This window comes from Escherichia sp. E4930 (genome assembly GCF_005845405.1).
Taxonomy (GTDB): domain Bacteria; phylum Pseudomonadota; class Gammaproteobacteria; order Enterobacterales; family Enterobacteriaceae; genus Escherichia.
The window spans coordinates 383,315-408,395 of the sequence record NZ_VCDZ01000003.1 but is presented as its reverse complement, the minus strand read 5'-3'; the positions used below and the strand labels follow the sequence as shown (position 1 = coordinate 408,395).

Annotated in this window: 21 protein-coding genes; 11 read left to right on the top strand and 10 right to left on the bottom strand. The window is 52.7% G+C overall.

All coding sequences use genetic code 11. The features are described 5' to 3' along the window. Positions 1-73: 73 nt before the first annotated feature. From puuE to puuD, 5 genes are all read right to left on the bottom strand, one after another. Complete coding sequence (gene puuE, locus FFT88_RS05375) at positions 74-1,339, bottom strand: 4-aminobutyrate transaminase (RefSeq protein ID WP_135404309.1); 1,266 nt, start codon at positions 1,337-1,339, stop codon at positions 74-76. A 37-nt stretch (positions 1,340-1,376) separates the two neighbouring features. Continuing rightward, entirely contained in the window at positions 1,377-2,657 is a 1,281-nt protein-coding gene (gene puuB / locus FFT88_RS05370) for a gamma-glutamylputrescine oxidase (protein ID WP_000134843.1), read from the bottom strand. 1 nt (position 2,658) lies between these two features. After that, on the bottom strand, positions 2,659-4,146 hold the full coding sequence (puuC, locus tag FFT88_RS05365) for an aldehyde dehydrogenase PuuC (RefSeq protein WP_135404308.1): 1,488 nt from the start codon (positions 4,144-4,146) through the stop codon (positions 2,659-2,661). Between the two features lie 149 nt (positions 4,147-4,295). Continuing rightward, positions 4,296-4,853, bottom strand: a complete 558-nt coding sequence (puuR, locus tag FFT88_RS05360) for an HTH-type transcriptional regulator PuuR (protein WP_001278727.1) — start codon at positions 4,851-4,853, stop codon at positions 4,296-4,298. Positions 4,854-4,878: 25 nt separating this feature from the next. Continuing rightward, the gene (gene puuD / locus FFT88_RS05355; RefSeq protein ID WP_135404307.1) at positions 4,879-5,643 is read right to left on the bottom strand and encodes a gamma-glutamyl-gamma-aminobutyrate hydrolase; all 765 of its coding nucleotides are present in this window, start codon (positions 5,641-5,643) and stop codon (positions 4,879-4,881) included. Positions 5,644-5,854: 211 nt separating this feature from the next. Between puuD and puuA the strand changes: the two genes are divergently transcribed. The 9 genes from puuA to sapF all read left to right on the top strand — a co-directional run bounded on the left by puuA (position 5,855) and on the right by sapF (position 14,936). After that, positions 5,855-7,273, top strand: coding sequence for a glutamate-putrescine ligase (puuA, locus tag FFT88_RS05350; RefSeq protein WP_130216076.1), 1,419 nt, complete (start codon positions 5,855-5,857; stop codon positions 7,271-7,273). Between the two features lie 148 nt (positions 7,274-7,421). Beyond that, positions 7,422-7,586: a hypothetical protein gene (locus FFT88_RS05345; protein WP_122992123.1), complete on the top strand. Its 165-nt coding sequence runs from the start codon at positions 7,422-7,424 to the stop codon at positions 7,584-7,586. Beyond that, positions 7,576-8,961, top strand: coding sequence for a putrescine/proton symporter PuuP (gene puuP, locus FFT88_RS05340; RefSeq protein ID WP_000996861.1), 1,386 nt, complete (start codon positions 7,576-7,578; stop codon positions 8,959-8,961). Before FFT88_RS05345 ends, puuP begins: the two co-directional genes overlap by 11 nt. Positions 8,962-9,095: 134 nt before the next feature. Beyond that, positions 9,096-9,341, top strand: a complete 246-nt coding sequence (locus FFT88_RS05335; protein WP_130208809.1) for a YmjA family protein — start codon at positions 9,096-9,098, stop codon at positions 9,339-9,341. A 312-nt stretch (positions 9,342-9,653) separates the two neighbouring features. Further along, complete coding sequence (sapA, locus tag FFT88_RS05330; protein WP_130208811.1) at positions 9,654-11,297, top strand: ABC transporter substrate-binding protein SapA; 1,644 nt, start codon at positions 9,654-9,656, stop codon at positions 11,295-11,297. Beyond that, positions 11,294-12,259 carry a putrescine export ABC transporter permease SapB gene (gene sapB, locus FFT88_RS05325; RefSeq protein ID WP_135404306.1) on the top strand — a complete coding sequence of 322 codons (966 nt, stop codon included), beginning with the start codon at positions 11,294-11,296 and terminating at the stop codon, positions 12,257-12,259. Before sapA ends, sapB begins: the two co-directional genes overlap by 4 nt. Further along, positions 12,246-13,136 (top strand): peptide ABC transporter permease SapC, encoded by an 891-nt coding sequence (sapC, locus tag FFT88_RS05320; protein WP_130208813.1) that lies wholly within the window; start codon positions 12,246-12,248, stop codon positions 13,134-13,136. Before sapB ends, sapC begins: the two co-directional genes overlap by 14 nt. After that, the gene (sapD, locus tag FFT88_RS05315) at positions 13,136-14,128 is read left to right on the top strand and encodes a peptide ABC transporter ATP-binding protein SapD (protein ID WP_001128856.1); all 993 of its coding nucleotides are present in this window, start codon (positions 13,136-13,138) and stop codon (positions 14,126-14,128) included. The genes sapC and sapD overlap by 1 nt, the downstream gene beginning before the upstream one ends. 1 nt (position 14,129) lies before the next feature. Beyond that, positions 14,130-14,936 (top strand): peptide ABC transporter ATP-binding protein SapF, encoded by an 807-nt coding sequence (gene sapF, locus FFT88_RS05310; RefSeq protein WP_000573415.1) that lies wholly within the window; start codon positions 14,130-14,132, stop codon positions 14,934-14,936. Between the two features lie 52 nt (positions 14,937-14,988). Here the strand turns inward: sapF and FFT88_RS05305 are convergent, their stop codons facing one another. The 5 genes from FFT88_RS05305 to FFT88_RS05285 all read right to left on the bottom strand — a co-directional run bounded on the left by FFT88_RS05305 (position 14,989) and on the right by FFT88_RS05285 (position 22,480). Continuing rightward, the gene (locus tag FFT88_RS05305; protein WP_130216074.1) at positions 14,989-16,152 is read right to left on the bottom strand and encodes a multidrug effflux MFS transporter; all 1,164 of its coding nucleotides are present in this window, start codon (positions 16,150-16,152) and stop codon (positions 14,989-14,991) included. A gap of 8 nt (positions 16,153-16,160) precedes the next feature. Next, complete coding sequence (locus FFT88_RS05300) at positions 16,161-17,534, bottom strand: TolC family protein (RefSeq protein ID WP_135404305.1); 1,374 nt, start codon at positions 17,532-17,534, stop codon at positions 16,161-16,163. Positions 17,535-17,537: 3 nt separating this feature from the next. Then, a complete protein-coding gene (locus FFT88_RS05295) occupies positions 17,538-20,645 on the bottom strand; it encodes an efflux RND transporter permease subunit (RefSeq protein ID WP_167851607.1) in 3,108 nt (1,035 codons plus the stop codon). Continuing rightward, positions 20,645-21,766, bottom strand: a complete 1,122-nt coding sequence (locus FFT88_RS05290; RefSeq protein ID WP_135404304.1) for an efflux RND transporter periplasmic adaptor subunit — start codon at positions 21,764-21,766, stop codon at positions 20,645-20,647. The genes FFT88_RS05295 and FFT88_RS05290 overlap by 1 nt, the downstream gene beginning before the upstream one ends. A 150-nt stretch (positions 21,767-21,916) precedes the next feature. Beyond that, positions 21,917-22,480, bottom strand: a complete 564-nt coding sequence (locus FFT88_RS05285) for a TetR/AcrR family transcriptional regulator (protein ID WP_130208821.1) — start codon at positions 22,478-22,480, stop codon at positions 21,917-21,919. Between the two features lie 514 nt (positions 22,481-22,994). On the opposite strand from FFT88_RS05285, the gene fabI reads away from it, so the two are divergent. Continuing rightward, the gene (gene fabI, locus FFT88_RS05275; protein ID WP_000506490.1) at positions 22,995-23,783 is read left to right on the top strand and encodes an enoyl-ACP reductase FabI; all 789 of its coding nucleotides are present in this window, start codon (positions 22,995-22,997) and stop codon (positions 23,781-23,783) included. A 143-nt stretch (positions 23,784-23,926) separates the two neighbouring features. Continuing rightward, the gene (locus FFT88_RS05270; RefSeq protein ID WP_135404302.1) at positions 23,927-25,054 is read left to right on the top strand and encodes a CMD domain-containing protein; all 1,128 of its coding nucleotides are present in this window, start codon (positions 23,927-23,929) and stop codon (positions 25,052-25,054) included. Positions 25,055-25,081 lie beyond the last annotated feature (27 nt).

Here is a 25,081-nt window from a genome sequence, read left to right as displayed (position 1 = left end):
AATCAATACGTCGTTTGTAGGCCTGATAAGCGCAGCGCATCAGGCCTTATTGTGTTGACCCTGCTTATGCGTATTAATCTCTCAGCGCATCCTGCAAAATTTTCATTGCCGCATCGAATTGCGCATCCGGGATGGTTAGCGGATACAGGAAACGAATCACGTTGCCATACGCGCCGCAGGTCAGCAGTAGCAGCCCCTGCGCCAGCGCGCGTTGCTGGATTTTCTGTGCAATTGCCGCGGACGGTTCGCCCGTTTGCGGATCGTTAAACTCTGCCGCAATCATCGACCCCAGACCGCGTACCGCCGCGATGGCCGGAACGGTTTCTTTGGCATCAATCAGCGTTTGCGTCAGGCGCTGGCCCAGGTGATTCGCGCGTTCGCAAAGGGATTCTTTGTCGATAATGTTGAGCACCGCATGCGCGGCAGCCACCGCCAGCGGGTTACCGGCGTAGGTGCCGCCAAGCCCGCCCGGCGCGGGCGCGTCCATAATATTCGCGTTACCGACCACGCCCGAAAGCGGCATGCCACCCGCGAGGCTTTTCGCCATCGTCATTAAGTCTGGCTTATCGGCGTAATGATCCATCGCAAACAGCTTACCGGTACGCGCAAAACCGCTTTGCACTTCATCGGCAATCATCACAATGCCATGCTCGTCGCACAGGCGGCGAATGGCGGCAACTAGCTCTTTTGGTGCAACGTTGAAACCGCCCTCGCCCTGCACCGGTTCGAAAATAATCGCCGCCACCTGCTTCGCTTCAATGTCCGATTTAAATAAGCGTTCGATGGCGTCGAGGGAGTCCTGCGTTGAAACGCCATGTAAATCTGACGGATAAGGCACGTGATACACCGAACCGGGGAACGGGCCGAAGCCGATTTTGTACGGCGCGACCTTTCCAGTTAACGCCATAGTCATATACGTACGACCGTGGAAGCCGCCGCTAAACGCAATCACGCCAGGGCGTCCGGTATGGGCGCGGGCAATTTTCACCGCGTTTTCCACCGCTTCCGCACCGGTGGTGAAGAACGCGGTTTTAGCCTGCCCGCTCACCGGGGCAAGGGCGTTAATTTTCTCCGCCAGGGTGACGTAGCTTTCATACGGCACAATCTGGTAAGCGGTGTGGGTAAACTGTTGCAGTTGCTGCTCCACCGCCGCGACCAGTTCAGGGTGGCGATGCCCGGTATTCAGCACCGCAATGCCTGCGGCGAAATCGATGTATTCGTTGCCTTCAACATCCTTCAGCGTGGCGTTTTCAGCCGACTGGGCGAAGAAGTTACACATCACGCCAACCCCGCGCGGGGTGGCAGAAAGACGACGCTGATGGAATTCATTGTTGCTCATGTTTCACACCTTTTGACTCTTCACTGTTAATCGGAAATTAAACGCCCAGACGATCGCGCAGGCTATAATAAGCCGCGCCCATCGCGGTAAACGGCACGCGCAGCGTGCGCCCGCCGGGGAACGGGTAATGCGGCAGATTGGCGAAGGCGTCGAAACGCTCGGCGTCGCCGCGCAGCAGTTCGGCAATCAAACGCCCGGCGAGATGGGTACAGGTCACACCGTGGCCGCTGTAGCCCTGCATGTAATAGATGTTGGTATCGAGGCGACCAAACTGCGGCATACGCGACAGGGTCAGCAGGAAGTTGCCCGTCCAGCGGTAATCAATTTTCACGCCCTTCAGCTGCGGGAAGGTTTTCAGCAGTTTCGGCACCACAAGACGCTCAACGTCATCCGGGTCGCGCGCGCCGTAGACCACGCCGCCGCCGTACAGCAGGCGGTTGTCGGCAGTCAGACGGTAGTAATCAAGCAGATAGTTACAGTCTTCAACGCAGTAGTTTTTCGGGATCAGCGAACGGGCTAAATCTTCTGACAGCCGCTCGGTGGTGATCACCTGCGTACCGCACGGCATGCTGCGTTTCGCCAGCTCCGGCTCCACTTTATCGCCCAGGTACGCATTCCCGGCGACAATCACATACTTCGCCGTTACCTGGCCTTTGGCAGTGCGCACAACGGCTGGCGTGGTGTGCTGGATCTGCGTCACCGCAGAAAGCTCATACACGCGCCCGCCGTTCAAACGAATAGCGTCGGCTTCACCAATGGCGAGGTTCAGCGGGTGAATATGCCCACCGCTGTGATCCAGCAGCGCACCGGTATAGCGATCGCTGGCGACTTCACGACGAATGGCGTTGGCATCCAGCAGCTCCAGCTGTTTATTGCCGTAACGTTCCCAGTTCTCTTTCTGCTCTTCCAGAGTCGCGAGCTGTTTATCATTCATCGCCACAAACAGGCCGCCGGGGCGGTAGTCGCAGTCAATCTGATAACGTTTGATGCGCTCGCGAATGATCTCCCCGCCTTCAAACATCATGCTGCCGAGCATACGGGCAGTGTCCATGCCATAGCTTTTTTCGATGACGTCGATGTCGCGGCTGTAGGAGTTCACAAGCTGCCCGCCGTTGCGCCCGCTGGCGCCGAAGCCGATGCGTGAGGCTTCGAGAACCACCACGTCAAAGCCCGCTTCTGCCAGATGCAGCGCGGAGGAAAGCCCGGTATAGCCGCCGCCGACCACGCAAACGTCGCAGGAAATCGACTCATTCAGCGTGTCGAAAGGCGCATATTTATTCGCACTGGCGGCGTAATAACTGCTGGTATGTTCGGTCATTTCAGGCCTCCAGGCTTATCCAGATGGTTTTCAGTTCAGTGAATTTTTCAAGGGCATGCAGGGATTTATCGCGACCGTTGCCGCTCTGCTTATAGCCGCCAAACGGCACGGTCATATCGCCGTCGTTGTAGTTATTGACGAAGACGGAACCGGCTTTCAGGCGGCGGCTCATGCGGTGCGCGCGGGAGAGGTCGCGCGTCCACACCGCCGCGCCGAGCCCGTACTGGCTGTCGTTGGCAAGCTGTAGCGCCTGGTCTTCTGATGTGAAACGCGTGACCACCAACACCGGGCCGAAAATCTCTTCGCGACTTAAGGACGCATTCGGGTCTACATCCACAAAAATGGTCGGGCCGATGGCAGCAGCCAGTTCGGCATTACGACCATCCAGCAGCAGTTGCCCTTTACCTTCGCCTTCACGAATAAAGGTGTGTACCGAGTCGGCGTGAGCGCTGTCGATTAAGGTGCCCATGGTGGTCGCGGGATCAAGCGGATGGCCCGGCTGCCAGTTTTGCGCCTGCTGTTTTAACAGGGCTAAGAATTCATCGGCGATGCTCTCTTCCAGCAACAAACGCGTTCCAGCGATGCACACCTGGCCCTGGTTGTAGAAGATACCTGCGGCTGTTGCGCTCGCGGCTTTTTGCAGATCCGGGCAATCAGCGAAAACGATGTTGGCGCTTTTGCCACCTGCTTCCAGCCAGACGCGTTTCATGTTGCTGTCGCCAGCATCTTTCAGCAGCTGTTTCCCGGTGCGGGTTGAACCAGTAAAGGCAATGGCGTCGATATCGTTATGACGCGACAGCGCCTGCCCCGCTTCATGACCAAACCCCGTCACCACGTTCAGCACGCCATCCGGCAGACCTGCTTCTTTCGCCAGCCCCGCGAGACGAATCGCACTGAGCGGTGATTTTTCAGATGGCTTTAGAATCACGCTGTTTCCCGCCGCCAGCGCCGGGCCAAGCTTCCAGCAAGTCAGCAACAACGGGAAGTTCCACGGCACAATGGCGGCAATTACGCCGACCGGTTCACGCACGATCATCGCCAGCTCATGGCTACTGGTGGTCGCCACTTCGCCATACACTTTGTCGATTGCCTCGGCGTACCAGCGAATGGAGCGCGCCGCGCCGGGAATATCATCACGCAGACTGTGACGAATCGGTTTGCCGGTATCGAGAGTTTCCAGCAGTGCCAGCTCTTCGGCGTGGGCTTCCATTAAATCGGCGAGTTTATTCAGTACCGCTTTACGTTTAGCCGGAGAAGAGAGTGACCAGTCGCCGCGTTCAAATACGCCGCGTGCAGCGCTCACCGCACGGTCGATATCGGCGCTCTTGCCGCGCGCGATATTCGCCAGCGGTGCCTGGGTGACCGGATCAACGGTTTCAAAGGTTTCATTTTCCGCCGCAGCGGTATATTCACCGTTAATAAATAAGCGGGTTTCAATGGCGAGACTTAACGCTTTATCCTGCCAGTAAGCCAGATGATGAAAATTCATTATGACTCCTGTTTCACGTCTATCAGATATATGCAGTTTGTGAACGTCAGGGCGCAGAGATCCCCGGGCCGCATGCCCGTTTATTTCTGGCGACATTCTTTATGGATTGCCGGGCGCATTGCGCTTACCCGGCTTACAGAACAAAAAGATTAAAACGTGGTGGGCGTATGGGCGCTGATAATTCGGCAAATGCCTGCCGACGTATTACTGAAACTGTGCGGGATGCCGGTATTAATGGCATAACTTTGCCCCGCGACGAGGTGGTAATCCTGACCATTAATGGTCAGAACAATTTCACCTTCCAGTACAGTGCCTATTTCCTCACCCTGATGCTTAATTCTTTCCCCAGTGGTTGTGCCCGGCTGGTACGTTTCAAAGATCATCGCCAGCGTGCGATTCGGGTTACCGTTATGCACCAGCTTCATCGACACACCCTGACTGCCCATTTCAATTAAGTCGTCCTGATTAATGACGACCTGCGGTTCATCAGGTTTTTCCGGCTCGGAAAAGAATTCCGAGAGTGACAGACCATACACCTTCAGCAGCTTTTGCAGCGTACTGATGGCAGGACTGACTTTATCTTGTTCTATCGTACTGATAGCACTGTGAGTCAGCCCGGAGAGTTCGGCGGCACGACGTTGTGAAAGCCCCTGCTGCTGGCGGATTTCTGACAAGCGTTTTCCTGGCGCCAGTCCCTCATCACTCATATTTGCATTTCCTTAACTGTAGTGGTCAGAGTCGCTGTTTTTCAGCGATATGGTTCTGACAAGCGGTGATAAAGCCCTCGAACAATATACGCGAAAGCGCGTACCCGCTACTGTTCCATTCCGGGTGCCACTGTACGCCCAGCGCGAAAGGATGATTGATGACGCTCACCGCCTCAACCAGGCCATCCGGCGAGCGAGCTTCAACACGCAACTGCGGGCTAACGACCTTCGCCCCTTGTCCATGCAGAGAGTTTACCCAAAAGTTGCTACATTCAGGTAACAATGCAGACAGTAATCCCCCCTCTTCAACCTGAACTTCGTGCGACGGCGCATATTGCTGCTCCACCGGCAGTTCGGGATCTTCACGATGTTCCAGCAATTCAGGCTGTTCGCACAGTTTGCGATGCAACGAACCACCGGTTGCTACCACCAGTTCCTGTAACCCCCGGCAGATGGCGAAAATGGGGATGCGCCTTTCGAGTGCGGCATTAATTAACGCCATGCTCAGAAGATCACGCCCGGGATCGGCGTCAGGCTCATCGCCGTTTTCACCATATAGGTGCGGCTGCACATTGCTGGGACTACCTGGAAGATAAATGCCATCGAGTTTAGGCAGCAGTTCTTCAAGTAATGACGGTTCCGCCAGCGCATGTGGCAGCGCAATCGGCAAACCGCCCGCGTGGATGATGGCATTCAGGTACTTTTCTTGCAGAGTCTGGGTCGTATGACCCTTAAGCCTGTTCCTGCACATTACGACACCGATAACAGGATTGTTCATTATATTTTCCATGCTCAATCTCACAAAGTGGACTAAATTATCGCCATTACTGCGGTTTAAATGACCTTTATGTTCAATATTTTTTCAATCTAGCAGTGGGTTTTCATTTTTGCAAACTCGATTTAACATTTGACAAACATTTAGTTTGCATACAGATTCGAATAGTGGTCATTATATTTTACGCTTTGCTAACGAGCGGAAAACAAACCAAAGGCGAAGAATCATGGAAACCAATATCGTTGAAGTAGAGAACTTTGTTCAGCAGTCAGAAGAGAGGCGGGGTAGCGCCTTTACGCAGGAAGTGAAACGCTACCTGGAGCGCTACCCGAATACGCAATATGTTGATGTTTTACTTACCGATTTGAATGGTTGTTTCCGTGGGAAACGCATTCCTGTTTCAAGTCTGAAGAAGCTGGAGAAAGGGTGTTATTTTCCGGCTTCGGTGTTTGCAATGGATATTCTGGGCAATGTAGTAGAAGAAGCGGGCCTGGGTCAGGAAATGGGTGAACCAGATCGTACTTGTGTGCCAATACTCGGTACCTTAACCCCTTCTGCCGCCGATCCAGAGTTTATCGGTCAGATACTCCTGACCATGGTCGATGAAGATGGCGCTCCCTTTGACGTTGAGCCGCGGAACGTACTTAACCGCCTGTGGCAGCAGCTACGCCAGCGCGGATTGTTCCCGGTTGTAGCGGTAGAGCTGGAGTTCTATTTACTGGATCGTCAGCGCGACGCTGAAGGGTATCTGCAACCGCCCTGCGCGCCCGGCACCGATGACCGCAATACACAAAGCCAGGTTTACTCGGTTGATAACCTCAACCACTTCGCCGATGTGCTCAATGATATTGATGAACTGGCGCAGTTACAGTTAATTCCCGCCGACGGTGCGGTCGCCGAAGCCTCGCCGGGTCAGTTTGAAATCAACCTTTACCATACCGATAACGTGCTGGAAGCCTGCGATGATGCGCTGGCGCTAAAACGCCTGGTGCGCCTGATGGCAGAAAAGCATAAGATGCACGCCACTTTTATGGCGAAGCCGTATGAAGAGCACGCGGGCAGCGGGATGCATATCCATATCAGTATGCAAAATAATCGTGGCGAGAACGTGCTTTCTGACGCAGAAGGCGAAGATTCGCCGCTGCTGAAAAAGATGCTCGCCGGGATGATCGACCTGATGCCGTCATCAATGGCGTTGCTGGCGCCGAACGTGAATTCCTATCGCCGCTTCCAGCCAGGCATGTATGTGCCAACGCAGGCGTCGTGGGGCCATAACAACCGCACCGTCGCCCTGCGTATTCCGTGCGGCGATCGTCATAACCACCGCGTGGAATACCGCGTGGCGGGTGCCGATGCCAACCCATATCTGGTGATGGCGGCGATTTTTGCCGGTATTTTGCATGGCCTTGATAACGAACTGCCGTTGCAGGAAGAAGTAGAAGGCAACGGGCTGGAGCAGGAAGGCTTACCCTTCCCGATTCGCCAGAGCGATGCCCTGTGGGAGTTTATCGAGAACGATCATTTGCGCCGCTATTTAGGCGAGCGTTTTTGCCATGTGTATCACGCCTGTAAAAATGATGAGTTGTTGCAGTTTGAGCGCCTCATCACAGAAACCGAAATTGAGTGGATGTTGAAAAACGCATAGTACCCCTTGCGGGGTTGTTTCATCGGCCTGAGCGGAGCCAGGCCTGACATTTGCTGGTAATCCAGACATTTCCCGGATGTCGCGTTATGGAGCGCAGGCGGCAACGGGCTTCCGTTAACGATTAAGACTGTGACGAGGAAATGAGATGATGCCGATGATTAAATCCCCGCATGGCGAGGGAGGCTGCGTGTGCGCCCTCCCTGCGACTGACTGGACTCCGCCCCCTTTGCTTCCCTTGCTAAACAGGTTTGATTTCAGGTCGACACGACCGCAAACCTTATTACGCAGGGGAGGCAGCAATTATGGCTATTAATTCACCACTGAATATTGCTGCGCAACCTGGCAAAACCCGTCTGCGAAAATCACTGAAGTTGTGGCAGGTGGTGATGATGGGTCTGGCCTATCTCACGCCAATGACCGTGTTCGATACGTTTGGCATCGTTTCCGGTATTAGCGACGGTCACGTTCCGGCATCTTATTTGCTGGCACTGGCGGGCGTACTGTTTACCGCTATCAGCTACGGCAAACTGGTTCGCCAGTTCCCGGAGGCCGGTTCGGCCTATACCTACGCGCAAAAGTCGATTAACCCGCACGTCGGTTTTATGGTCGGCTGGTCATCGCTGCTGGATTACCTCTTTTTGCCGATGATCAACGTCTTGTTGGCGAAGATCTATCTCTCCGCCCTCTTCCCGGAAGTGCCACCGTGGGTGTGGGTGGTGACGTTCGTCGCCATTTTAACCGCCGCGAACCTGAAGAGCGTTAACCTGGTCGCCAACTTCAATACCCTTTTTGTGCTGGTGCAAATCTCCATCATGGTGGTGTTTATCTTCCTGGTGGTTCAGGGGCTGCATAAAGGAGAAGGCGTTGGCACCGTCTGGTCGCTACAGCCGTTTATCAGCGAGAACGCGCATCTGATTCCGATTATTACCGGGGCGACGATCGTCTGCTTCTCTTTCCTTGGTTTCGATGCAGTGACCACACTTTCGGAAGAGACACCAGACGCCGCACGCGTGATCCCGAAAGCCATCTTCCTGACGGCGGTATACGGCGGCGTTATCTTTATCGCTGCGTCGTTCTTTATGCAACTGTTCTTTCCCGATATCAGCCGTTTTAAAGACCCGGACGCCGCACTGCCTGAAATTGCGCTGTACGTCGGCGGCAAGCTGTTCCAGTCGATATTCCTCTGCACCACGTTTGTGAACACGTTAGCGTCTGGCCTTGCTTCACATGCCAGCGTGTCGCGTCTGCTGTATGTGATGGGGCGTGACAATGTGTTTCCGGAGCGCGTGTTTGGCTATGTGCATCCGAAATGGCGGACTCCGGCACTGAACGTCATTATGGTCGGAATTGTCGCGATGTCGGCGCTGTTCTTCGATTTAGTTACCGCCACAGCGTTAATTAACTTCGGCGCGTTGGTAGCGTTTACCTTCGTTAACCTGTCGGTGTTCAATCACTTCTGGCGGCGTAAAGGAATGAATAAAAGCTGGAAGGAACACTTCCACTATTTATTAATGCCGCTGGTTGGCGCGCTGACGGTAGGCGTGCTGTGGATTAACCTCGAAGCCACCTCGCTGACGCTGGGTCTGGTATGGGCTTCGTTAGGCGGCGCATATTTGTGGTATCTGATCCGCCGCTATCGCAAAGTGCCGCTGTACGAAGGTGACAGAACGCCGGTGAGCGAAACGTAATATCCAGGATGCGTGGCGCATTATCCTGCCTGAGGGTAATGCGCCGCGCCATTAACTATAAAAAGATGTATGACCCGGATCACGAGTGCTATCATCCGCCCTTATGCTTAGCGCATTAACTCCAGGGGCAAACAATGAACCACGATATCCCATTAAAATATTTCGATATTGCCGATGAATACGCGACTGAATGCGCAGAACCTGTCGCCGACGCAGAACGCACACCGCTGGCCCACTACTTCCAGTTACTACTCACCCGTTTGATGAACAATGAAGAGATCAGCGAAGAAGCCCAGCATGACATGGCCGCTGAAGCGGGGATTAATCCCGCGCGCATTGATGAAATCGCAGAGTTTTTGAATCAATGGGGTAATGAATAATTATTTAATTGCAGACGCTCGGTCTGTATCGTTGCCCGGATAAAGCGTTCACGCCGCATCCGGCTAAAAATGACACGCACTGCAGCCTGCTTTAATGGGTTTCTCACGATCGTACCGCTCTGCTCTTCGCTAAGTTGTTCTGTGAGTTATAGTTATAGAGAAATCACGGGTACGAATGTTGAACAGATGGCGACGCCACCTGTTCAACGACCAACCACACGGCCCTCATTACGACCCCTGAACACAAACGGTAATGGCAAATGTCATTAAATATTAGTAAGATAGCCTCTTTACATAAAATCCCTTAATATTATGCGCCAGGTATTATCGTCTCTTTTGGTGATTGCTGGACTTGTGAGTGGTCAGGCAATAGCCGCGCCTGAATCCCCCCCGCATGCTGATATCCGCGACAGCGGTTTTGTCTATTGCGTCAGCGGGCAAGTCAACACCTTTAACCCATCCAAAGCGAGCAGTGGGTTAATTGTCGATACCCTTGCCGCCCAGTTTTATGATCGACTGCTGGATGTCGATCCGTATACCTATCGCCTGATGCCGGAACTTGCCGAAAGCTGGGAAGTGCTCGACAACGGCGCGACCTATCGCTTCCACCTGCGTCGCGATGTCCCGTTTCAAAAAACCGCCTGGTTTACTCCCACTCGCAAAATGAATGCCGATGATGTGGTGTTTACCTTCCAACGGATTTTTGACCGCAATAACCCGTGGCATAACGTCAACGGCAGTAACTTCCCCTATTTCGACAGTCTGCAATTTGCCGATAACGTTAAAAGTGTCCGCAAGCTGGATAATCACACCGTTGAGTTCCGTCTCGCCCAGCCGGATGCATCCTTCTTATGGCACCTGGCGACCCATTATGCGTCGGTAATGTCTGCCGAATACGCCCAGAAATTAGAGAAAGAAGATCGCCAGGAACAACTCGACCGTCAACCGGTCGGTACCGGGCCGTATCAATTGTCGGAATACCGCGCCGGGCAATATATTCGCTTACAACGTCATGATGAGTTCTGGCGTGGCAAACCGTTGATGCCGCAGGTGGTGGTGGATTTAGGCTCCGGCGGTACCGGACGATTGTCGAAACTCCTGACCGGTGAATGCGACGTTCTGGCCTGGCCTGCCGCCAGCCAGTTATCCATTTTGCGCGACGACCCGCGTTTGCGTTTAACGCTGCGCCCGGGGATGAACGTCGCCTATCTGGCATTTAACACCGCCAAACCGCCACTAAATAATCCAGCTGTCCGCCATGCGCTGGCACTGGCGATCAATAACCAGCGCCTGATGCAATCCATCTATTATGGTACGGCTGAAACTGCGGCCTCTATTTTACCGCGCGCCTCGTGGGCTTATGACAACGAGGCTAAAATTACTGAATACAACCCAGCGAAATCGCGCGAACAACTGAAAGCGTTGGGGCTGGAAAACTTAACGCTGAAACTGTGGGTACCGACACGATCGCAGGCATGGAACCCCAGTCCGCTGAAAACCGCCGAACTGATTCAGGCGGATATGGCGCAGGTTGGCGTGAAAGTGGTGATTGTGCCGGTAGAAGGTCGTTTTCAGGAGGCGCGGTTGATGGATATGAGCCATGATCTGACGTTATCTGGTTGGGCGACGGACAGTAACGACCCGGACAGTTTCTTCCGTCCGTTACTGAGCTGCGCGGCTATTCACTCGCAAACCAACCTTGCCCACTGGTGCGATCCGAAATTCGACAGCGTGTTGCGTAATGCCCTCTCCTCGCAGCAACTGGCGGCGCGTATTGAAGCTTATGATGAAGCGCAAAGCATTCTGGCGCAGGAACTGCCCATTCTGCCGCTGGCCTCATCACTGCGCTTGCAGGCCTACCGTTACGATATTAAAGGTCTGGTACTGAGCCCGTTCGGTAACGCCTCCTTCGCGGGGGTGTATCGCGAGAAGCAAGAAGAGGTGAAAAAACCATGATTATCTTCACCTTACGTCGTATTTTGTTATTAATCGTCACCTTATTCCTGCTGACCTTTGTTGGCTTCAGTTTGAGCTATTTCACGCCACACGCGCCGTTACAAGGCGCGTCACTGTGGAATGCCTGGGTGTTCTGGTTTAATGGCCTGATCCACTGGGATTTTGGTGTTTCCAGCATTAACGGCCAGCCTATTGCCGAACAGTTAAAAGAAGTCTTTCCGGCAACGATGGAGTTGTGCATCCTCGCTTTCGGTTTTGCGCTGATTGTCGGGATCCCGGTGGGCATGATTGCCGGGATTACACGCCATAAGTGGCAGGATAACTTGATCAACGCCATCGCCTTGCTGGGCTTTTCCATCCCGGTGTTCTGGCTGGCGCTTCTGTTGACGCTGTTTTGTTCACTCACGCTAGGTTGGCTGCCCGTTTCAGGGCGTTTCGATCTGCTCTATGAAGTGAAACCGATTACCGGCTTTGCGTTAATTGATGCCTGGCTTTCGGCCTCACCGTGGCGGGACGAAATGATCATGAGCGCACTTCGCCATATGGTGCTACCGGTGATTACCCTGTCGGTTGCGCCAACAACTGAAGTGATCCGATTGATGCGTATCAGCACCATCGAAGTCTATGACCAAAACTATGTGAAAGCGGCGGCGACTCGCGGTTTGTCGCGCTTTACTATTTTGCGTCGCCACGTGCTGCATAACGCGTTACCTCCGGTTATTCCTCGCCTGGGCTTGCAGTTTTCCACCATGCTGACGCTGGCGATGATCACCGAAATGGTTTTTAGCTGGCCGGGTTTAGGGCGCTGGTTAATTAACGCCATCCGCCAGCAGGATTACGCAGCCATTTCCGCCGGAGTGATGGTGTGCGGTTCATTGGTCATTATTATCAACGTGATATCTGATATTTTGGGTGCCATGGCTAACCCTCTGAAACATAAGGAATGGTATGCCTTACGATAGCGTATACAGCGAGAAGCGCCCGCCGGGCACGCTGCGTACTGCCTGGCGCAAATTCTATGGAGACGCCGCTGCGATGGTCGGCCTGTACGGCTGCGCGGGGCTGGCGGTGCTGTGTATTTTTGGTAGCTGGTTTGCGCCTTACGGCATCGACCAGCAATTTCTTGGTTATCAATTGTTGCCGCCGTCATGGTCACGCTATGGCGAAGTCTCGTTTTTCCTTGGGACCGACGACCTGGGACGCGACGTTTTAAGCCGTTTATTGAGTGGCGCAGCACCTACCGTGGGGGGCGCATTTGTGGTGACGCTCGCCGCGACGATTTGTGGTCTGGTACTTGGCACCTTCGCCGGGGCAACGCACGGCCTACGCTCAGCGGTGCTTAACCATATTCTGGATACTTTGCTGGCGATTCCGTCCCTGCTGTTGGCGATTATCGTAGTAGCATTTGCCGGACCGAGTTTATCGCACGCCATGTTTGCCGTCTGGTTGGCACTGCTGCCGCGTATGGTACGTTCGATTTACAGCATGGTTCATGACGAACTGGAAAAAGAGTACGTTATCGCCGCCCGTCTGGATGGCGCAACGACGCTGAATATTCTCTGGTTTGCGGTGATGCCTAACATCACCGCCGGACTGGTCACCGAGATCACTCGCGCATTGTCGATGGCAATTCTCGATATCGCCGCGCTGGGCTTTCTTGACCTCGGCGCGCAACTCCCCTCGCCTGAATGGGGCGCGATGCTTGGTGATGCGCTGGAACTGATTTATGTCGCCCCGTGGACCGTAATGCTTCCTGGCGCGGCAATTATGATTAGCGTGTTGTTGGTTAACCTCCTTGGCGACGGCGTTCGTCGTGCGATTATTGCGGGGGTGGAATAATGCCATTATTGGATATTCGTAACCTGACCATTGAATTTAAAACCGGTGATGAGTGGGTTAAAGCCGTCGACCGCGTGAGTATGACCTTAACCGAAGGCGAGATTCGCGGTCTTGTTGGCGAATCCGGCTCCGGCAAAAGTTTGATTGCGAAAGCGATTTGTGGGGTGAATAAAGATAACTGGCGTGTTACCGCTGACCGAATGCGTTTTGATGATATCGATTTGCTGCGTCTCTCCGCACGCGAACGGCGCAAATTGGTTGGACACAACGTGTCGATGATTTTCCAGGAACCGCAATCGTGTCTTGATCCATCGGAACGTGTGGGTCGCCAGTTGATGCAGAACATCCCGGCCTGGACCTATAAAGGCCGTTGGTGGCAGCGTTTTGGCTGGCGCAAACGTCGCGCCATTGAGTTGCTACACCGCGTGGGGATTAAAGATCATAAAGATGCGATGCGCAGTTTCCCGTACGAGTTGACCGAAGGTGAATGCCAGAAAGTGATGATTGCCATCGCACTGGCGAATCAACCGCGTCTACTGATTGCCGACGAACCGACCAACTCGATGGAGCCAACAACGCAGGCGCAAATTTTCCGCCTGTTGACGCGTCTCAACCAAAACAGCAACACCACTATTTTGCTTATCAGCCATGACTTACAAATGCTTAGCCAATGGGCGGATAAAATCAACGTGCTTTATTGTGGCCAGACAGTGGAAAGCGCGCCAAGTAAGGAGTTGGTGACAATGCCGCATCATCCTTATACCCAGGCACTAATCCGTGCAATACCGGACTTTGGCAGTGCGATGCCGCATAAAAGCCGCCTCAATACCCTGCCGGGCGCAATCCCGCTGCTGGAACAATTACCGATTGGTTGTCGTCTGGGACCGCGTTGCCCTTATGCACAACGAGAATGCATTGTAACGCCGCGTCTGACGGGAGCGAAAAATCATCTCTATGCCTGTCATTTCCCGCTGAACATGGAGAAAGAGTGAGATGATAGAAACTCTGCTCGAAGTGCGTAATTTAAGCAAAACGTTCCGCTACAGGACCGGTTGGTTTCGCCGTCAGACAGTCGAAGCGGTAAAACCCTTGAGCTTTACGCTGCGTGAACGCCAGACACTGGCGATTATTGGTGAGAACGGTTCCGGTAAATCGACGCTGGCAAAGATGCTGGCAGGAATGATTGAGCCAACCAGCGGCGAGTTATTGATTGACGATCATCCGCTGCATTTTGGCGATTATTCCTTCCGCAGTCAGCGTATTCGCATGATTTTTCAGGATCCGTCGACTTCATTGAATCCACGTCAACGTATTTCGCAGATCCTTGATTTTCCACTGCGTTTGAACACAGACCTGGAACCGGAACAGCGCCGCAAACAGATTATTGAAACAATGCGTATGGTTGGGCTGCTACCGGATCACGTCAGTTACTATCCGCATATGTTGGCCCCCGGGCAAAAACAGCGTCTTGGTCTGGCGCGCGCGCTGATATTGCGCCCAAAAGTGATTATTGCCGATGAAGCCCTCGCCTCGCTGGATATGTCGATGCGTTCGCAGCTAATTAACCTGATGCTGGAGCTACAAGAGAAACAGGGTATTTCTTATATTTATGTTACCCAGCATATCGGGATGATGAAGCACATCAGCGACCAGGTTTTGGTGATGCATCAGGGTGAGGTTGTCGAACGCGGTAGCACCGCGGATGTGTTGGCATCGCCGCTGCACGAACTCACCAAACGGCTAATTTCCGGCCACTTTGGCGAAGCATTGACGGCGGATGCGTGGCGTAAAGATCGTTAGTATTCGGTACCTCATTCTGACAGGGGAAATCCCCGTCAGAATGAGGTATTCATTACTTTTGATTGTCGATTCTGGTGAGAGCAACCAGCAATGCCAGCGTATAACATACCGTAATTGCCAGGCTCATTTTTAACAGTGTTTCTCCGCCAAGCCCCGACAATGGCGCGGCTATACCGCCGAAGACAAACATGCTCATCCCCATCAACGCAGACGCCGTTCCAGATTCTTGCGTCCCTACTGCACTCATAGCCTCTGCCCCGCCAACAGTGCCGATGCCGCTACAAAATGCGATGGTGAAAAATAATGCCACCAGTGCCGGAATGGGCAATTGTATCCATGCGCATAAGACCGTGAGCAATGCACACAAAATTGCCGCTATCAGGCCACCTCTCAGCAATGTCATCGCGTTAATCCGTCGCGCCAGGCGCGAGAAGATCCATGAAGCAATGATAAGTCCGATGCCGTTAAGGCCAAACACCAGGCTAAATTGCATTGGACTAAAGCCAAATTCCTTCTGCAACACGAACGACGAAGAGCCGATGTACGCAAACAAGCCTGCCAGCATAAAACTTTGAATCAGGCAAAGGCGCGTAAAACGGCGGTTCTGCACCACGCTTCGTCCGGTTAATAGCAATGATGAGCCCCTTTTATTTTCTGGCAATGTCTCATTGATAAATAACAGGCAGCCCAGCAACAGTACGGTGCTAATTTCAGCCATCACCCAGAATAAAGTGCGCCAGTCAAACGTGCTGACAATATAACCACCCAGCACTGGCGACAACACCGGTGCCAGGCCATTCACCGTCATTAACAGCGCAAAGAACTGGGTCAGCGTTACTCCTTGATATTTGTCACGAGCAATAGAACGAGAGAGCACCGAACCACCCGCCCCCGCGATCCCTTGAATAAAACGCCAGACCACCAGCCAGTAAATATTGTTCGTTGTCGCGCACAAAATGGAAGAAACAATAAACAATAGCAACGACAAGATTAACGGACGTTTACGCCCTATTTTGTCGCTCAGAGGGCCAAATAACAGTTGTCCGACGCCAAGACCGATCAGTGATGCGGTCAGGGTTAATTGCGTTATGGTCGTGGTTGCCGCCAGTTGCTCAGACATCTCCGGCAATGCCGGCAAATAAAGATCGGTACACATCGGGCCGATACCGGCTAAAAGACCAAGAATCAACGCCCATGAAAGAGAGACTCTAGCCATACTATTCCTTACTTGAGTGATGACATGCCGCCGCCCAGCGACTGCCAGATCGTGATCCGGTTCGTAAAATCAGTCAGTTGCAATGCCAGCAGCTCCTGCTGTGCGCTCCACAAGCTGCGCTGTGCCGTCAACACGGTCAGGTAATCACCAACACCCGCCTGATAGCGACGCAGGCCAACATCGACCGTTTGTTGTTCAGCTTTAACATACTGGCGCTGTGCATCCAGTTGCTCCTCAAGCGTGGTCCGCCGCGCCAGTGCGTTAGCGACATCTTTAAATGCGCTCTGAACGGTTTTCTCATAGGTGGCAATGAGCCCGCGCTTTTGTGCTTCTGCGTAACGAAGCTGCGCCAGATTACTTCCGCCGGTGAACAGCGGTAATGTTACCGATGGCGCAAATGACCAGACCTGCATTCCGTGGCTGAACAGCGATGACAATGCGTCACTGCCAACACCAGCGCTGGCAGTCAGCGAAATCGTCGGGAAAAAGTTAGCCCGCGCGGCGCCAATATCGGCATTGGCGCTCTTCAGATTATGTTCCGCTTCCTGGATATCCGGGCGACGCAGCAGAACGTCAGATGACACTCCCGCAGGAACCAGGCTTATCATCTGTTCCGGCAGGCTTTCCAGTGTTCCCGGTAGCAGATTTTCCGCAAGCGTTGTACCTGCCAGTAAGTTCAGTGCATTTTTATCCTGCATCACTTGTGTCTGATAGCTGGCAACGCTGGCGCGCGCTTGCTGATAAACACTCATCGCCTCACTGACATCTGTCGCTGCCGCCGTGCCAACCTGTTGCTGGCGCTGGATAATTTTCAATGAGTTTTCTGCACTGGCCATCGTTTCTTTTGCCAGGGCCAGGTTGCTGTTATCGGCCGCCAGGGTCAGCCAGGCGGTGCTGATTTCAGCAATCAGCGTTAAACGAGTGTTCTGGGCTGTAAATTCACTGGCAAGCCAGGTTTCTCGCGCCGCCCGAGATAAACTCTGATTACGACCAAACAGATCTAACGTATAACTGGACACCGTGCCGTCAGCCTCGGCAGTGGCTCCCGTACCATTCGCCAGCGAACGACTGCGGGTCGAACTTAAGGCCGCATTCACCGTCGGGAATAACGACGCATTAGTTTGCCCATAGAGCGCCCGTGCTGAGTCAATATCAGCTATCGCTTTTTGCACATCGCGGTTACTGTTCAGAGCAATGGTCACCACCTGCTGCAATCGGGGATCGTGAATCACCTGCTGCCAGTCATGGCTGATTGCCTTTCCCTGGCCCTGTGCTCCCGGCAAGGTCGCCGGGATTGGGGATTCAGGCGTGCTGTAGTGGGGATCGAGCGAGACACATCCCGCACTCAACAGCACCAGAAAAATAAGAGAACGACGCAACATAACTTACTCCTGACGGCGCGGTTTACTGGCAAACAAACGTTTCACCAGTACAAAAAACAGAGGAACAAAGAAAATAGCCAGCAACGTAGCGGTCAGCGTACCGCCAATAATGCCCGTACCAATGGCGATGCGGCTGTTCGCACCTGCTCCGGTCGCCATCGCCAGCGGCATTACCCCCGCAATAAACGCCAGCGAGGTCATGATGATTGGGCGTAGACGAGTCTGCGCCGCGCGTAATGCCGCCCGACTCAGGGAATGGCCCTCAGCAACTGCCGCTTCAGCAAATTCCACAATCAGAATGGCGTTTTTCGACGACAAGCCGATAGTGGTCAATAGCGCCACCTGGAAGTAAACATCGTTGTTTAAATCACGCATCCAGGCCGCCAGCGCCGCGCCAAGAAGCCCCAGTGGGATCACCAGAATGACCGAGAACGGGACTGACCAGCTTTCGTACAGAGCTGCAAGACAGAGGAAAACCACCAGAATAGAAACTGCATACAGACTTAATGCCTGACCACTGGCCAGTTTCTCCTGCAATGACAAACCACTCCAGGCCCAGGTCGTTCCCGCAGGAAGACTGTTTGCCAGTTCCTCCATTTTTGTCATTGCATCGCCGGAACTAAAGCCAGTCGCGTTTTCGCCCTGAATTTCATAGGCCGCAGAACCGTTGTAGCGCACCAGTTTTTCCGGGCCATAGATCCAACGCGTAGTGGCAAAAGCAGAGAACGGTGTCATGGCGTTATCGCTACCGCGCACAAACCATTTTCCTAAATCTGACGGCGCAGAACGAAATTCACTGTCGCCCTGAATGTAGACTTTCTTCACACGACCACGGTCAATAAAGTCATTCACATAAGTACCGCCCCACGCGCTTGCCAGCGTGTCGGTGACATCACTTAAGCTCAACCCCAGCGATACGGCTTTATTGTTATCGATATCTACCTGCAATTGCGGCATTTGCGGCAGGTCATTGGCACGTACAGAAATCAGCTCAGGGCTTTGATTAGCCTGCTCAATCAACTGATTACGCATTTTAAGCAAGGTTTCGCGGTCAGTCGCACCACTTGCCATTAATTCAAACGTAAAGCCATTGCTATGCCCCAGACCATCAACTGCAGGCGGCGTCATGGCAAATACCGTAGCATCACGAATTGCCCCCAACTCTTTGGTTGCCCGTAAGGCGATAGCCTGGGCGGTATTTTCTGCCCCTTTACGTTGTGACCAGTTTTTCAACGAGACAAACGCCATCCCGGTATTCTGTCCGCTGCCACTAAAACTGAAACCATCAACGGTAAAGATGACATCGGTATTTGCTTTCTCGTTAATCAGGAACCAGTCAACAATCTGGCGATTCACTTCTGCTGTACGAGCTGCGGTCGCCCCAGCTGGCAACGTGTACTGCACCATGATTTCGCCCTGGTCTTCAGTGGGTAAGAAACTGCCCGGCAGTTTCCCCATCATCAGGGCCATTCCACCACCCAGCACGACATAAACACCCATTGTTCGGGCTGCACGGCGCAGGACATAAATTACGCCTCGCTGATATTTATCTTCAGTACGGCGGTAAAAGCGGTTAAATGCGCCGAAAAAGCCTTTTTTATGTGGCGGAACATGCTGGAGGACGGAACCGCACAGGGCGGGAGTCAAGGTCAATGCCACCACCACGGAAAGCAGCATTGCGGAGATGATGGTGATGGAGAACTGACGATAAATTACTCCCGTAGATCCCCCAAAGAAGGCCATCGGCAGGAATACGGCTGACAACACCAGCGCAATGGCAACCAGTGCGCCAGAAATCTCGCCCATTGATTTTTCCGTGGCTTCACGCGCGGGCAACCCTTCGTCACGCATAATGCGTTCGACGTTCTCCACCACCACAATGGCATCGTCCACCAGCAAGCCGATCGCCAGCACCATTGCAAACAACGTCAGGGTATTAATCGAATAGCCAAACAACGCAAGAACGCCGAATGTGCCCAGCAAAACAACGGGGACAGCTAACGCCGGAATCAGCGTGGCGCGCAGGTTTTGCAGGAATAAATACATCACGCAAACCACCAGTACGATGGCTTCAAACAGCGTCTGAATTACGTCCTCTACGGAGATTTTAATAAATTCAGTGCTGTCTTTCGGGTATGCGACGGCGTACCCCTGCGGCATATTGCGCTGGAATTCGGCAATCTTATCCTTGACCAGCGTCGCCGTATTCAGCGCATTCGCACCGGGCGAAAGCATTACAGCAACCCCGGCAGACGGGTGACCGTTAAGTTTGCCGATAGCGGTATAATCTTCACTGCCCATCTCAACGCGAGCCACATCTTTTATGCGAACAACTGCGCCGTCTGACTGGCTTTTCACGATAATATTTTTGAACTGATCCACCGTCTGCAAACGAGACTGCGCACGTACTGTCGCCGTCAGTTGCTGAGTATTCGGTGAAGGCAATGCCCCTATTTTCCCGGCAGTAACCTGCACGTTTTGCGCTTCAATAGCACTCTGCACGTCTGAAGGCATCAGCGAGTAAGACGCCAGTTTGGCCGGGTCAAGCCAGATGCGCATAGCGTATTCTGCGCCAAAGACTTGCAGACTCCCCACACCTTCAACGCGCGCCAGCGGGTCCTGAACGTTACTGACCAACCAGTCGGCGATATCCGAACTGGAGGCTTTGTCAGTGGTGTCATACACGGCAGCAATCAGCAAAAAGTTGCTTTGTGATTTTTCCACTGTGACGCCAGTTTGCTGCACTTCACTCGGTAAGCGCGACTCCGCCTGCTGAATTTTATTCTGCACCTGAACCTGTGCAGTGTCGGGATCGGTACCTTGTTCAAACGTCACATTAATACTGACCGAACCATCAGAGCTGCTGGTTGAGCTGAAATAGAGCAAATTATCCAGTCCGGTGAGTTGCTGTTCGATAACCTGGGTCACGCTGTTCTCCAGCGTTTCGGCTGAAGCACCGGTATAAGTGGCTGATATTTTAATGGTCGGCGGCGCAACGTCAGGATATTGCGCGACGGGTAATGTGCGAATGGCCAGAATACCCGCCAACATAATCAAAATGGCGATAACCCAGGCAAAGACCGGACGGCGAACAAAAAAGCGCGAAAACATCAGGCGTTGCCTCCATTAGCCTGAACTTCAACAGCCTTGACGGTCTGCCCTGAAGTGACTTTGGCGGAACCTTCAACAATCAGTCGGTCGCCGTTATGCAGGCCGTTCAGCACCAGCCATTTATCACCATACGTTTCTCCCGTTTCGAGCGTTCGCTGCTCTACTTTATTGTCTTTATTCACCACCAGCGCAGTTGCATTGCCTTTAGCATCGCGCGTGACGCCCTGTTGAGGCGCGAGAATAGCGTCTTCCATCACGCCTTCATCGACACGAGCGCGAACAAACATGCCTGGTAATAACTGTTGTTGTGGATTGGGGAAAATCGCCCGTAATGTCACCGAGCCGGTAGACTCATCCACAGCGACTTCGGTGAGTTCCAGACGCCCTTTTTCGCTGTAGGTTGTGCCATCTTCCAGAATAAGTGAGACGCTCATGGTGTCACTGTTGGTCGCCAGTGACTGTTTGCGCAGACGTAATAAATCGGCACTGGAGCGAGTGAGGTCGACATACATTGTATCCAGACCACGAATAGTCGTTAACGCTGTATCCTGCGACGCGGTCACCAGGGCGCCAGGGGTCACCGACGAAATGCCAATACGCCCAGAAATCGGCGCGGTTACCGTGGTCCAGTCAAGATTAATGCGCGCGGTTTCCAGTGCGGCTTTTTTCGCTTCAACACTGGCTTTATCTTGTGCGCAGGTAGACTGAGCATCATCAGCATCCTGTTGTGACACACCGTTATCTTTCACCAGTCGGGCATAACGCTGCGCTTTCTGGCAATCGGCTTTTACCAGTGCCTGTGCCTGTTGTAATGCTGCCTGGGCTTCATTCCATGCCGCCCGATAACTGGCCGCATCAATTTGGTACAATGGTTGTCCGGCCTTAACTAAATCGCCTTCAGTAAATAGGCGTTTCTGGATAATTCCCCCAACCTGCGGACGTACTTCAGCACTGAGTGCCGCACTGGTGCGTCCGGTTAATTCACTGACTACCGAAACCGGTTGAGATTTGAGCGTAACAACGCCCACTTCTGTTTCCGACGGGGATGAATTGTTATTTTGCGTATTATCACAACCAGATAAAAGCAGCATTGCCACTACAGACGTTGCTATATACTTCATTATTTTCTCCAGGGTGAACAATACCCTCCTCATTAAAATCAATGAGGATATGCCAGGGATATTCAGATATAACGACCCGCATCGCGAAATGAATTTCGCAATGAAATAAGGAGGATTAATATCCCCCACTATCGGTTAATTCTTTTCTTATTAATTTATCAACATGCTAACAATGTCCTGATATATTTTTTGCAGACGTTGGGGATCGCTTTTTTGCGGTGTTAAGCGACGATAAACCGTACCTTCCATCATGGTGGCAAGCACTTCAACGCAGCAACGAATGTGCTCGTCGCTAAGATGGGGATGCATTCTTTTCATATGCGCACAACCGTTAGCGAACATTCTGGCATCAGCTTCCTCGAGCATCGCCATCACCCGTGGGTTGCGTGTGGCTTCTGCAGCCACTTCCAGCATCAACGCGTCGTCGTCCTCATTTAAGGATTTCCGCAAAGCAAGAACTTCCGGGAAGTGATCGGTACGCGCGTCAATGTCCATCTGGGCAATACGAAAGTCGATGATACGGCGAACCATCTCTTCAATAATGGCGTCTTTATTGGCGAAGTAACGATATATCTGACCCACGCTAAGCTGAGCTTCGCTGGCAATTTGCGACATACTGGCGGCGTGAAAACCGCAGCGACGAAAACACCGACGGGCGGCATTAATGATTTCATCCTGACGCTGTTTGTGACGTATCTCCAGCTTGCTGGTCATTTCTGTCTCCTGGCCTTCCACTTAGTGAGAACGATCATTCTCATTTTGGCTAATTATACATTCCTCCAAAGTGAGGGAAAGTATTTTTATCTTATTCATGGTGTATATTCTGATAATGAAGAGATTGTGGAGATTCTGTGAAGATAGTTGACAATATTAAATTGGAGGCTATTTGTCAGAGATAAGACAGCGACTGATTGGCGCCAGATTATTAATCGCCGATGACACAACAAACGCCGGACCTGATAAATCCGCGTCTGTTTTATCATCAAACTTACCGGAAGTAATACGAATAGTTTTAAAGCCAGACGCTATAAGATATTTCCACAACCGGCCCCTTGCAGGCGTCGCAAAATGCTCTGGACCGCTGATTCTCTCCGGTACAGAAAGCGCAACTATAGCCACCCACAGCCAGGTTGATTATAATAACCGTTTATCTGTTCGTACTGTTTACTAAAACGACGAATCGCCTGATTTTCAGGCACAACAAGCATCAACAATAAGGATTAAAGCTATGGGTTTTCTTTCCGGTAAGCGCATTCTGGTAACCGGTGTTGCCAGCAAACTGTCCATCGCCTACGGTATCGCTCAGGCGATGCACCGCGAAGGAGCTGAACTGGCATTCACCTACCAGAACGACAAACTGAAAGGCCGCGTAGAAGAATTTGCCGCTCAATTAGGTTCTGACATCGTTCTGCAGTGCGATGTTGCCGAAGATGCCAGCATCGACACCATGTTCGCTGAACTGGGTAAAGTTTGGCCGAAATTTGACGGTTTCGTACACTCTATTGGTTTTGCACCTGGCGATCAGCTGGATGGCGACTATGTTAACGCCGTAACTCGTGAAGGCTTCAAAATTGCCCACGACATTAGCTCCTACAGCTTCGTTGCAATGGCAAAAGCTTGCCGCTCCATGCTGAATCCGGGCTCTGCTCTGCTGACCCTTTCCTACCTGGGCGCTGAGCGCGCTATCCCGAACTACAACGTTATGGGTCTGGCAAAAGCGTCTCTGGAAGCTAACGTGCGCTATATGGCTAACGCGATGGGGCCGGAAGGTGTGCGTGTTAACGCCATTTCTGCAGGTCCGATCCGTACGCTGGCCGCTTCCGGCATCAAAGACTTCCGTAAAATGCTGGCACACTGCGAAGCCGTTACGCCGATTCGTCGTACCGTTACCATCGAAGATGTGGGTAACTCCGCAGCGTTCCTGTGTTCCGATCTCTCTGCCGGTATCTCCGGTGAAGTGGTCCACGTTGACGGCGGTTTCAGCATCGCGGCAATGAACGAACTGGAACTGAAATAATCGTTCTGTTGGTCAAGATGGGCGGCGTTCTGCCGCCCATTTTCTCTGTTATACCTTTCTGATATTTGTTATCGCCGATCCGTCTTTCTCCCCTTCCCGCCTTGCGTCAGGATAACGATTTCCGTTATGACCAAGGAGCGCCCATGGAACAACGCCATAGTTCAGGCAAAAGCCACTGGTATCATGAAATCCAATCCAGCACTTCAGAGCATAACGTTCTGCCACTTGTACCCGAAGCCGCAAAGGTCAACGACCCTTTTTTGCTCGACGTGATTCTTGAGGAACAAACGCTGGCCCCCTTTCAGTCATGGCTGGCACCCGCACGTGCACTCGCTGGAGCGTTGTTCCCGGATCAGCTAACCGTGACCCGCTTGCAGACATTCACCGCTTATGAACGCCTGTCTACAGCCCTGACTGTTGCCCAGGTCTGCGGCATTCAGCGGTTGTGCAACTACTATTCCGCGCGCCTGACACCACTTCCCGGACCGGATTCCTCCAGGGAAAGTAATCATCGGCTGGCGCAAATCACACAATATGCCCGCCAACTGGCCTTCTCTCCATCTATTATCGACGGTCGGTCCCGTGAGCATCTTAAAGATGTCGGCCTTACCACCTGGGACTGTGTGTTCATTAACCAAATTATTGGCTTTGTCGGTTTTCAGGCACGAGTGATTGCCACATTGCAGGCTTATCTCGAGCAACCAGTTCGTTGGCTACCCGGTCTGGAGATGCAAAACTACGCCGATGCCTCACTGTTTGCGAATGAATCAACTCGCTGGCGTACCTGCTACGCCGTAGAAAAATTACCTGAAGATACGGTGAATAGTTCGTCGGTTGAACTCAGCCAACTGACCGAAATACTCAATCTTCACCCCGCTCTACTTTCACGCCTTGAGGAGCTATTCGCCAGCACATTGGTTAGCGCCAAAACCAACCATCAACTTGCGACGTTGTTAACCGCGCGGATTAATGGCAGCGCCGCTTGCTTCGCTAGCCAAACATATTCAACAGCAGAATATAAAGAGGCAATCCTCATTCTACGTCAGGGCGAAAATGAAATTAATCGGTGGGCTGATAGCCATTGTGTTGAGCGTGCTACCGTTCAGGCGATACAATGGCTGACCCGAGCACCCGATCGCTTTAGCGCCGCCCAGTTCAGCCCATTACTCGAACACGAAATATCATCAACGCAGGTTATTAATTTGTTGGTATGGAGCGGGCTTTGTGGCTGGATCAATCGCTTAAAAATCGCGTTGGGTGAAACATATTAACCTTGCTGCGTCAGACAGAATCGCGTA

Bases quoted from the DNA above. Each gene is read 5' to 3' on its own strand.
- puuE (WP_135404309.1), bottom strand. From the start codon at position 1,339: ATGAGCAACAATGAATTCCATCAGCGTCGTCTTTCTGCCACCCCGCGC.
- puuB (WP_000134843.1), bottom strand. From the start codon at position 2,657: ATGACCGAACATACCAGCAGTTATTACGCCGCCAGTGCGAATAAATAT.
- puuA (WP_130216076.1), top strand. From the start codon at position 5,855: ATGGAAACCAATATCGTTGAAGTAGAGAACTTTGTTCAGCAGTCAGAA.
- FFT88_RS05305 (WP_130216074.1), bottom strand. From the start codon at position 16,152: ATGGCTAGAGTCTCTCTTTCATGGGCGTTGATTCTTGGTCTTTTAGCC.
- fabI (WP_000506490.1), top strand. From the start codon at position 22,995: ATGGGTTTTCTTTCCGGTAAGCGCATTCTGGTAACCGGTGTTGCCAGC.
- sapA (WP_130208811.1), top strand. From the start codon at position 9,654: ATGCGCCAGGTATTATCGTCTCTTTTGGTGATTGCTGGACTTGTGAGT.
- sapC (WP_130208813.1), top strand. From the start codon at position 12,246: ATGCCTTACGATAGCGTATACAGCGAGAAGCGCCCGCCGGGCACGCTG.
- puuR (WP_001278727.1), bottom strand. From the start codon at position 4,853: ATGAGTGATGAGGGACTGGCGCCAGGAAAACGCTTGTCAGAAATCCGC.
- FFT88_RS05300 (WP_135404305.1), bottom strand. From the start codon at position 17,534: ATGTTGCGTCGTTCTCTTATTTTTCTGGTGCTGTTGAGTGCGGGATGT.
- sapF (WP_000573415.1), top strand. From the start codon at position 14,130: ATGATAGAAACTCTGCTCGAAGTGCGTAATTTAAGCAAAACGTTCCGC.
- puuD (WP_135404307.1), bottom strand. From the start codon at position 5,643: ATGGAAAATATAATGAACAATCCTGTTATCGGTGTCGTAATGTGCAGG.
- FFT88_RS05285 (WP_130208821.1), bottom strand. From the start codon at position 22,480: ATGACCAGCAAGCTGGAGATACGTCACAAACAGCGTCAGGATGAAATC.
- FFT88_RS05270 (WP_135404302.1), top strand. From the start codon at position 23,927: ATGGAACAACGCCATAGTTCAGGCAAAAGCCACTGGTATCATGAAATC.
- FFT88_RS05295 (WP_167851607.1), bottom strand. From the start codon at position 20,645: ATGTTTTCGCGCTTTTTTGTTCGCCGTCCGGTCTTTGCCTGGGTTATC.
- FFT88_RS05345 (WP_122992123.1), top strand. From the start codon at position 7,422: ATGCCGATGATTAAATCCCCGCATGGCGAGGGAGGCTGCGTGTGCGCC.
- sapD (WP_001128856.1), top strand. From the start codon at position 13,136: ATGCCATTATTGGATATTCGTAACCTGACCATTGAATTTAAAACCGGT.
- puuC (WP_135404308.1), bottom strand. From the start codon at position 4,146: ATGAATTTTCATCATCTGGCTTACTGGCAGGATAAAGCGTTAAGTCTC.
- FFT88_RS05335 (WP_130208809.1), top strand. From the start codon at position 9,096: ATGAACCACGATATCCCATTAAAATATTTCGATATTGCCGATGAATAC.
- FFT88_RS05290 (WP_135404304.1), bottom strand. From the start codon at position 21,766: ATGAAGTATATAGCAACGTCTGTAGTGGCAATGCTGCTTTTATCTGGT.
- puuP (WP_000996861.1), top strand. From the start codon at position 7,576: ATGGCTATTAATTCACCACTGAATATTGCTGCGCAACCTGGCAAAACC.
- sapB (WP_135404306.1), top strand. From the start codon at position 11,294: ATGATTATCTTCACCTTACGTCGTATTTTGTTATTAATCGTCACCTTA.